This is a genomic window from Streptomyces sp. NRRL WC-3618, assembly GCF_001280005.1.
GTDB lineage: Bacteria > Actinomycetota > Actinomycetes > Streptomycetales > Streptomycetaceae > Streptomyces.
In genome coordinates, this window is record NZ_LGDW01000117.1 from 1 (window position 1) to 8879 (window position 8879).

Here is an 8879-nt window from a genome sequence, read left to right on the forward strand (position 1 = left end):
GGCTTGGGGGGCACGGGAGGCACGGGGGGCATGGGGCTCCTGCTTCGGTGCGGAGGCGCACGGGACCGGGGTGGAGGGAAGGGGGTGTAAACGTATTCCACGCTAGGTCTCGTTGCCCGAGCCGGTCAATGGCGCGACGGGCAGCATGATCAGGCACGCGGCGACTCTCATGTCCGGGGCCGGAAGTTCGCCCCCGTGGACTCCTTCCCGGTGATCGTGGCCACGCAGCGCATGACGCGCAGGCCGTCGGCGTACTGGGTCTGTGTGGGCGGGAGCACGTCGACGGTCCAGCGGTCGGGGGCGATTTCGCGGGCGTCGCCCTGTCTGGACGCGGCCAGGACGGCGGGTGAGCAGAGTCTCCGTACGCCCGGGTGTTTCTCCAGTTCCTGCTGGTTGTTGGTCATGCCGTCGGAGGGGAGCGGGGCTATCGCGAACGTCTCCCAGGGGTGCGACACCAGGCAGTCGGAGCGGTTCACGCTGACGATGCCGACGGTGACGACCATGCCGCCCCAGCATTCGGCGGTCGTGGTGCAGCGGCCGCCCAGGCCGGGGACGTCGGCTGCCGGACAGTTGTCAGTCGTGGTCGGTACGGCGAAACCGGCATCCGCGGCCGGGGCCGATCCGTTCGGGCCGCCCGTACCGGATGCGGCGACGGAAGGGGAGCGTCCGGCGGTGGGCGTCTGGCTCGTCGAGGGCGGCAGGTACTCGTACGCCACCGTCGCGCCCGTACCGACGACGACCACCGCCAGGGCCGCCACCGACACCCGCACACTCACCTTTCTCCGGCGTGGGGAGGCCGTGGGCGGCGAAACCGTGGTGGGCGGCGCGGAGGGCGGAGCGGCCTCGGGAGCGGGGGTGGCGTGGCCCGTGGCCGACAGGTCGACGGCGGCCAGCGCGTCCCTGAGGGCCGCCGCGCTCGGGAGGCGGTCGGCCGGGTCCGGGGCCATGGCGTGGCGGAGGACCTCGGTGAGGCGCGGGCTCACTCCAGGGAGGTCGGGGAGGGGCCAGGTGTGCCTGACGATGACCTCCGCGATGCCGAGGCTGCCCTCCGCCGGGAAGTGCGGGGGCCTGCCGTGCATGAGGGCGTAGATCGTGGCGGCGAGGGAGTACACGTCCCCGGCGTGCGTGGGCTCGGCCAGCCGGAATGCCTCCGGCGGGGCGTACGCGGGTGTCAACGCCTCCCGGGTGACCGACAGTTCCTGGCCGGGGCGGGGCATCGCGGCCAGCCCGAAGTCGGCGAGGCCGACGTTTCCGTACCGGTCGATCATGATGTTGCCGGGCTTGATGTCGCGGTGCAGTACGCCGGAGGCGTGGGCCGCTGCCAGCGCGTCGGCGATGCGTACGCCGATGTCCCGCGCCTCGGCGGCCGGGAGCGGGCCCTGCTGGTGGAGGCGGTCGCCGAGCGAGCCGCCGGGGCACAGTTCCAGGACCATGTAGGGGCGGCCGTTGTCGAGCACCCCGGCGTCGTACACCGCCACCACGTGCGGGTGGCCCGACAGCTGACCGGCGGCGGTGACCTCGCGCAGGAATCGTTGCCGGTCGCGGTCGGTGGCCAGTACCCGGCTGTCCATCTTGAGGGCGACCTCGCGGCCCACGGCCAGTTGGCGGGCCCGGTACACGGTGGCGAACCCGCCCTGGCCGAGGACCTCGGCGACCTCGTAACCGGGCACGCCCGTACGTTCGAACTGCATGCTGCCGTGCTCCCCCACCGACGACACCCACCGCCGGGTCGGAGTGCCGGATCGGGTGTTGAGCGCCGAGAGTAGTGCACCGGAAAACGCCGGGCGTGCCCTGTCCGGCGGATGGCATCCTGGCGGGGTGAGCAGACCGGAGATCGTCATCAGTTTCGCCCCTGAGCTGCGGCTTTTCGTTCCGTCCGAGCGGCGCGCAGGGCCGACGACGCTGGTGACCGACGGGTCGTCCTCGCTGGGTCACGTGGTCGAGTCGCTGGGTGTGCCGCTCACCGAGGCCGGACGGCTGCTCGTCGACGGCCGGGACGTGACGGTGTCCCATGTGCCGGGCGCGGGCGAGAGCGTGGAGGTCGGCGCCGTCGTCAGACCGCAGTCGGTGCCGGGGGCACCGCTCCGTTTCCTGCTCGACGTGCATCTGGGCACGCTCGCCCGTCGGCTGCGGCTCCTGGGCGTCGACGCGGCGTACGAGAGCGAGGACATCGGCGATCCGGCGCTGGCCGCGTTGTCGGCGGCCGAGCGGCGCGTGCTGCTGTCCCGGGACCGGGGGCTGCTGCGGCGCCGGGAGCTGTGGGCGGGCGCGTACGTCTACAGCGACCGTCCGGACGACCAGCTGAGGGACGTCCTCGACCGGTTCGCGCCCGTACTCGCCCCGTGGAGCCGGTGCACCGCCTGCAACGGGCGGCTGGAGCAGGCCGACAAGCAGACGGTCGGCGACCGGTTGGAGGACGGGACGCGGCGTACGTACGACGTGTTCGCGCAGTGCGTGGAGTGCGCACGTCTGTACTGGCGGGGTGCGCACCACGCGCGGCTGGAGGCGATCGTCGAGGGTGCGCTGAGCGAGTTCGGCGGGCACCGGGACCGTCGGGTTACCGGTGGGGGAACCGCGGGAACCGGCGACCGCACTATGTCGTTGAACGGGCGTAGTGAAAGGGACGTATTGACAGGAGACGATGAGGGGAGACTCTGACAGAAGCCTCAGGCACCAGCGGTGTCGCCCGTCCGCCCTCACCCCGTCTCTTCCCGGACACCACCCCGTCACGCGGACTGGGAACGCTCCTGCCGTCCCCCCTTGCTTCGCTCTTCAACTCCCCCGTCCGCCCCCGCAGCGCGTGGGCGCACCGTGGAAGGACGACGCGCGCTGTGTCCTCATTGCCGATCGTGCCCATAGCCCCGCCCGCTCCGACGGTCCAGCTCCCTGCCCCGGGCGCCGCCGACTGTCCCGCCATGGCTGCCGGCTCCTCCTTCTTCTCCCGGTTCCCCGTTGCCCGGCACGCCCGCCGGGTGCTGTGTGTGCTGCCGCTCGTGCTCATCGGGATCTGGGCGGCGGACAACTGGCGGGTCCTGCACGACGGGGCCTGGCGGCTCACCACCGCCGACCCCGGCTGGCTGGCCGTCGGAACCGCGTTCACGTTCCTGTGCTGGGTCTCCGCCGCCTTCGCCCGGCAGGGGGCGATCCCCGAGCGGCTGCCGCCGGGACTGCTGCTGGCCTCGCAGTTCGCCGCCGGCGCGGCCAACAACGTCCTTCCGGCCGGTCTCGGCGCCCACGCCGTCACCCTGCGCTTCCTGACCGGCCGTGGCATCCCGCTGGCCCGGGCCACCGCGTCCCTCGCCCTGTACTCGCTGGTCAAACCGGTCGCGAAGCTCCTGGTGATCCTCGTGCTGCTGGCGACCTTCCCGACCTCCCTGGGCACCACCGACCTCTTCCCGAACGAGGGGACCCTGGTCCCCATCGTCGTGGGCGTGGCGGGCGCGGTGGTCGTCGGGGCGCTGCTTGTGACCTTCGTACGTCCCCTGCGGCGCCCCCTGCTGGGCGGTCTGCGCACCGCCCTGACCGACGCGCGGCAGCTGCACACCCGGCCCGCCCGGGTCATCGCGCTCTGGGGCGGTTCTGCGGGCTTCTCCCTGTGCCAGGCGGCCGTGCTGGCCAGTGTCGGGGCCTCACTGGGGCTGCCGGTGGCCTGGCCGGACGTCCTGTTCGCCTACCTCGCCGCGAGCGCCGCGGTCGGCGCCGTCCCCGCGCCGGCCGGGATCGGTCCGGTCGACGCGGCCCTGGTGTTCGCGCTGGCCGCGCTGGGCGCCCCGCTGCCCCTGGCCGCCGCGACCGTCGTCGGCTTCCGCGTCCTGACGGTCTGGCTGCCGCTGCTGCCGGGCGCCCTTGTGCTGTCGATGCTGGTGCGCGCCAAGGTGCTGTGACGCGCGGCCTGTTCTACGGGCTGTCGTCACATTCCCGTCGTCCGCCCGGAGGGCGGGCCCGGCGCCCGCCGTGGCAGCGGCTGATGTCCGCGTAGGTGCGTACTCTCGGCGTGCCGGGCGCAGGCCCTCGTACTGGTTGTACGTGGGTCTGCGCCCGGTGCGGCGAGTGGGGGCACCTCCCACGCCCTCAAGGCAGTGGGGAAGCGTGCATGACGCCGCGAGGCAGGCGGGACTTTGCGGACTCGCCCTAGTCCCGGCGGGCCACCAGACGGTACGCGTTGGAGACGCCCAGGCGGTGGGAGAGCGGCCGGACGGCGAAGCGGTCCAGCAGGGTGCCCAGGATCAGCGCCGGGACGCCGGCCAGCAGCAGGGCTCCGCGCAGGATGCGGCGCAGGGCGTTCGGGGGGTGCGGCAGCCACGGGAGGTTGTCGCGCGGGGCGGCGTTGTCGAGGGCCAGCCAGACGGCGGCGAGCAGGTCGACGGGGTCGTGCGGCTCGGCGTGCTGCTCCAGGACGACGGTGAAGCCCAGCTCGGTGAGCCGTTGCCGGAGGTTGTCGATGGGGACGAAGTGCAGGTGCTGGGGCTGGAGCCAGGGCAGCCACCAGCGGCCGAGCAGCCGGGCGTAACGGCTGTCGGGGTCGGGGACCTCGATCACCAGATGTCCGCCGGGCCGGATGGCCTGACGCGCGGCCTCCAGTTCGAGGGGCGGCTCGGTGCTGTGCTCCAGGTAGTGGAACATGCTGACGACGTCGTAGTGGGCGGTCAGTTCGGGGGCCAGCTCGGTGAAACTCCCCCGGTAGCCGCTTTCGACGCGACCCGCCCGCTCGGCGAGTTCGGCGCCGTCGGTGAAGTCCAGTCCGTCGAAGGACGTGCCGGGGTGGACGACCCGGGCGGACTCGCAGAAGTGGCCGTGCCCGGTGCCGACGTCGAGCCACTTCTTGGGCGCGTCGTCGAAGGGGAGCAGGGCGCGGGCCCGCTGTTCGTACATTTTCCCGCGGCTCGCGAAGGTGTTGCCGAGCTGCTTCTCGCCGAGCCCGTCGTAGAAGTCGCGGTAGTAGAACTCCAGCCCGGCGGCGCTGAGCCGGGGGTTCTGGAAGGTGTGCCGGCAGTCCTGGCAGCGGTCGAGCACGAACTGTCCCGGCTTGTGCTGGAGCAGGTCGGTGGTCCGCAGCCGCGTCTCCAACCGGTCCGAGCCGCACCAGGTGCACCGGGTGCGCGGGGGTTCGAAGAACCGGTCGAGGCCGAAGGCCAGGTCGCCCTGGTAGGTGGGCCGGAGAGCGGCCACCTGCTCGGTACGGCTGGGCGTGGCCGGTGCCTCCGCCTCGCCTGCCGTCTTCTCGCTGTCCTGCGCTTGCCTTTCGTCACTCATGCCGTCTCCTTCGCGGGCGCGCCGATGGCGAGTTGCTCGAGGTGGGTGGCCGCCGCGAAAGCGCCTCCGGCGGCCCGGAACGCGGTACGGATCCGGGCCGCCGCGAAGCGGTAGCCGGGCTCGTGCAGTACGGCGTCGATCGCGGCGCCCAGTTTCGGCGCGGTGACCCGCCCGAACCGCACGCGGATGCCCGCCCCGGCCTCCACGACCTGTCCGGCGATCACGGGCTGGTCGTCCCGGATGGGCGCGACGACGAGCGGCACACCGTGCCAGAGCGCCTCGCACACGGTGTTGTGCCCGGCGTGGCAGACGACGGCGTCGACCCGTTCGAGAAGCGGGAGTTGGGGAACGGAGGGGACGATCAGCACATCCTTGTCGTCGCTCGCGCCCGCGCCGTCCCGGGTGCTCGCGAGTACGCCCGCCGGGTCGACGATCACCGTCTGCATCGGGTCCGCCCGTTCACGCGCCACCACCAGACACTCCGTCAGGAAGCGTGCGCCCACATCGGTGTTGGCGGTGCCGAGGGTGACGAGGGTCGTGGCGCGGGCGGGGTCGAGCCAGTCCCAGGGGAAGCCGGTCGGGGCGGGGCGATCGGCGACGGACGGGCCGACGTAGCGGATCTGGTCGCCCGTCCGGGCCTGCGCGCCGACGAACTCCGGTGTGCTGAAGGCGAGTACGAGGTGCGGGGAGAACCGGGGGTCGGCGGTGCTCGCGGGATCGCCGATCCGGACCCGGAGCCCGGCGAGCAGCTCGTCCAGCCACTCGGCGACCTTGGGCATGCCGGACAGGACGTCGGTGAACTCGGCGGAGGTGGTGGCCGAGGTGGCCCACGGCAGGCCCAGCCGCTCGGCGACGAGGCTCCCGGCGAGGGCCTGTTGGTCGGCGACGATGGCGTCCGGTGCGAACTCCCCGACGGCGGCGGCGACTCCGGGGGCCATCTCCTCGGCGAGCGGGGCGAGGAACCGTTCCCAGAGGAACTTCAGCGCCTCGGGTCCCCGCATGTCCGGCGGCCGTACGCCGTCCCCGGCGCCGGGGACGGGCCCGGCGCACGGGTAGACGGTGGCGTCCTTACCGGCGAGCCGTTTCACAAGTCCCGGATCGGCGCATGCCCACGCCAACCCGTGTCCGCGTGCGCCGAGTTCGGCGGCGACCCCGACAGCCGGGTTGATGTGTCCGACGAGCGGCGGCACGACGAACAGGAACCGGCTCACCGCGCGTCCGCCCCCGCCAGTTGCACCGGCGCGGCCGACCCGAGGATGAGGGACAGGATGTGCCCGCCGACCGTCCCCGACGCCTCGACGAGCACGGAGTGTTCGTGCCCCGGTACGACGACGGTCCGGCAGTCGGGCAGTACGGACTCCAACCAGGGTGCCAGGTCGGCCAGGTCCGAGTCGCCCCCGTACACACCAAGTACCGGGCAGCGTACGGAACTTATCTCGGCCTCGGTCAGTACGCGGCTGGCCGGGATGTCCTGGGCGAGCGTCGTCTCGCGGGCCAGTCGGGCGGCGCCCTTGGCGAGGCGGGCGGTGTTCTGGCTGCGGTTGGCGGTGATCCAGGCGATGGCGTCGGCCTCGTTGTGGGCGAGTTCGTGCAGGACGCGGCCGAGGATGCCGTCGAGTTTGCCGGCCCAGGCGGCGGTGGCCGGTTCCGACTCGATGAGGGTGACGCTGGTGGTGCGCTCGGGGTGGCGGGCGGCGTATCCGAACGCGACTGTCCCACCGTAGGAGTTACCGACGAGATGGACCGGGCCGGTCACCTCCAGACGGTCGAGAAGGGCCTCCAGGTCGTCGATGCTGTCGTCGAGGGTGTAGCCGGTGGCGGGGCGGGTGGAGCGGCCGTGGCCGCGCAGGTCGTACATGACGACGTCGATGCCGGAGGCGGCGAACGCCGGTGCCACGGTGAAGTAGTAGCTGGCCAGGCTGTCGGTGAGGAGGCCGTGCACGAGGACGGCGGTCGCGGTGACGGGGCGGTCGCCGCGCGGGCCGATGCGCTGGGCGTGCAGCTTGAGGCCGCCGCCGAGGTCGACGATCGCCATGGTCAGCTCGCCTCCGTCGCCTTGAGACTGGCGACGACGTGCTCGACGAGCCGGCCGACGGTGAGTTCGATGATCTCGTCGAACTCCATGCCGGCGAGGAACTCCGCGAAGTTGACCCGGTTGCCGTACTTCTCCTCCAGCAGCCCGGCCAGGGTCACCAGGTCGATGCTCTCCAGCTCCAGGTCGCGGTTGAAGGTGGTGTCCATCCGGATCTCGACGTCGTCGAGGCCGTACTCGTCGAGGAGGGTCGCGAGCATGGCCGTGATGTCGGCGAGCACCGCCTCCTCATCGTCGACACCGGTTCCGGTTCTGTGCCCGTTGAGGCTGGTCATCGCTCCAACTCCCCTTAGTTTGCTGCACTTTGTTCGGTCGCGACTTCTTCGGCCGGTCCGGTTGTCCAGGCCACGACGTACTCCCGGTCAGGCAATCCGGGGGGATTGCCGGTCTGCTCGCAGTGCACGGTGTAGGCGGGCGCGAGCCGCCCGGAGACCGTGAGGCGGGCGCCCCCGTCCGTGGACTCCCGCACCACGAAGTCCCTTGGCCTGCCGCCGAATCCGGTGCCCTCCGCCTTCGCGACGGCTTCCTTGGCGGCCCAGAAGCGGGTGAACCAGAGCGCTTGGGACTCGCCGGTTGCGGCCGACCGGGCACGCAGGAGGGCGAGTTCGGCCGAGGTGAGGGCGGTGGTCAGGGTCGAGGCGTCCCGGTCGACGACCTCCTCGATGTCGATCCCGGGCCCGGTGGTCGTCCCTGTTCCCGTGGCGGATCCGGGCCGGTGCGGCCGTACGATCGCCACACCCGCCTCGGCCCGGTGGGCCAGCGAGATGTCCAGCGGGGGCAGGGTCCTGCCGTGCACCCCGGTGACGTACGGCCGCCCGGTCGGGTCGTTGTGCACCCGGATCTCCGCCGGGAACACGTCCCCCTCGCCCTCCTGGTCCCAGAGCCACCGCCGTACGGCGTCCTTCGCCGCGATCCGGCCGAGCAGCCACTGCCGGCGACCGCGCGGCGCGTGCCGCTCGTACTGTGAACGCTCGTCTCCGCCAAGCGAGTTGCGCATGATGAGGTCGCGCGAGGCGAGGTCGGGCCAGCGTTCGTGGAGCAGTACCCAGCCGCCCGGCCGCGCCTCGGAGAGGGTGTTGCGCTCGGGGAAGCGTTCGACGGGCCTGGTCTGCGGGTCGTTGTCGAAGCGCCGGTCCTGCCAGCCACTCAGCACGGCCCAGACCTGGCCGCTGACGGTCAGTTGGACGTCGGCTTCGAGGACGGTGTCGGTGAGCGAGGTGATCCGGATGAAGCAGTCGACGTCGGTGCCGGGGTCGGGATGCGGCCCGTAGAACCGCATCTCGCGCATCCCGACCGGGAACACGACCGTCCGCTCGGTGCGGGTCGCCATGATCCAGTACCCGAGGATCTGTCCGACGTTGTCGAGGAGCGAACCGGGCGCGGGCGGGGTCGTGATGACTCCCCGTACGTGCGCCTCGCCCAGCGCGGTGAGCTCGGTGACTCCCTGGAACGCCGGGCCGTGGAACATCCAGCGCTCCGAGTAGAGCTGGGCCGCGGTGTGGTCGGGGATGCGTTCGGTTTCGGTGGTGGGGGC

Annotated in this window: 8 protein-coding genes; 2 read left to right on the plus strand and 6 right to left on the minus strand. The window is 72.3% G+C overall.

Annotation, left to right across the window (positions count from 1 at the left end; translation table 11 throughout):
• Positions 1-167: 167 nt before the first annotated feature.
• Complete coding sequence (locus ADL01_RS13815; protein WP_053742269.1) at positions 168-1691, minus strand: serine/threonine-protein kinase; 1524 nt, start codon at positions 1689-1691, stop codon at positions 168-170.
• Between the two features lie 127 nt (positions 1692-1818).
• Between ADL01_RS13815 and ADL01_RS13820 the strand changes: the two genes are divergently transcribed.
• Together ADL01_RS13820 and ADL01_RS13825 are read left to right on the plus strand one after the other, a co-directional pair.
• Positions 1819-2658 carry a Mut7-C ubiquitin/RNAse domain-containing protein gene (locus ADL01_RS13820; RefSeq protein WP_234354621.1) on the plus strand — a complete coding sequence of 280 codons (840 nt, stop codon included), beginning with the start codon at positions 1819-1821 and terminating at the stop codon, positions 2656-2658.
• A gap of 257 nt (positions 2659-2915) precedes the next feature.
• Positions 2916-3884, plus strand: coding sequence for a lysylphosphatidylglycerol synthase transmembrane domain-containing protein (locus ADL01_RS13825; RefSeq protein ID WP_234354622.1), 969 nt, complete (start codon positions 2916-2918; stop codon positions 3882-3884).
• Positions 3885-4131: 247 nt separating this feature from the next.
• Here ADL01_RS13825 and ADL01_RS13830 read toward each other — a convergent pair whose 3' ends face one another.
• From ADL01_RS13830 to ADL01_RS13850, 5 genes are all read right to left on the minus strand, one after another.
• Positions 4132-5253, minus strand: a complete 1122-nt coding sequence (locus ADL01_RS13830; protein WP_234354623.1) for a class I SAM-dependent methyltransferase — start codon at positions 5251-5253, stop codon at positions 4132-4134.
• On the minus strand, positions 5250-6464 hold the full coding sequence (locus ADL01_RS13835; protein ID WP_053742270.1) for a glycosyltransferase: 1215 nt from the start codon (positions 6462-6464) through the stop codon (positions 5250-5252). Before ADL01_RS13835 ends, ADL01_RS13830 begins: the two co-directional genes overlap by 4 nt.
• Complete coding sequence (locus ADL01_RS13840; RefSeq protein ID WP_053742271.1) at positions 6461-7288, minus strand: alpha/beta fold hydrolase; 828 nt, start codon at positions 7286-7288, stop codon at positions 6461-6463. The genes ADL01_RS13835 and ADL01_RS13840 overlap by 4 nt, the downstream gene beginning before the upstream one ends.
• A gap of 2 nt (positions 7289-7290) precedes the next feature.
• The gene (locus tag ADL01_RS13845; protein ID WP_053742272.1) at positions 7291-7620 is read right to left on the minus strand and encodes an acyl carrier protein; all 330 of its coding nucleotides are present in this window, start codon (positions 7618-7620) and stop codon (positions 7291-7293) included.
• A 14-nt stretch (positions 7621-7634) separates the two neighbouring features.
• On the minus strand, positions 7635-8879 hold a 1245-nt coding region (locus tag ADL01_RS13850; RefSeq protein ID WP_159049520.1), incomplete at its 5' end, for a 4'-phosphopantetheinyl transferase superfamily protein.

What these genes read in the sequence shown, in the direction of transcription:
- ADL01_RS13815 (WP_053742269.1), bottom strand. Translation starts at nt 1,691, where the DNA reads ATGCAGTTCGAACGTACGGGCGTGCCCGGTTACGAGGTCGCCGAGGTC.
- ADL01_RS13825 (WP_234354622.1), top strand. Translation starts at nt 2,916, where the DNA reads ATGGCTGCCGGCTCCTCCTTCTTCTCCCGGTTCCCCGTTGCCCGGCAC.
- ADL01_RS13830 (WP_234354623.1), bottom strand. Translation starts at nt 5,253, where the DNA reads ATGAGTGACGAAAGGCAAGCGCAGGACAGCGAGAAGACGGCAGGCGAG.
- ADL01_RS13840 (WP_053742271.1), bottom strand. Translation starts at nt 7,288, where the DNA reads ATGGCGATCGTCGACCTCGGCGGCGGCCTCAAGCTGCACGCCCAGCGC.
- ADL01_RS13845 (WP_053742272.1), bottom strand. Translation starts at nt 7,620, where the DNA reads ATGACCAGCCTCAACGGGCACAGAACCGGAACCGGTGTCGACGATGAG.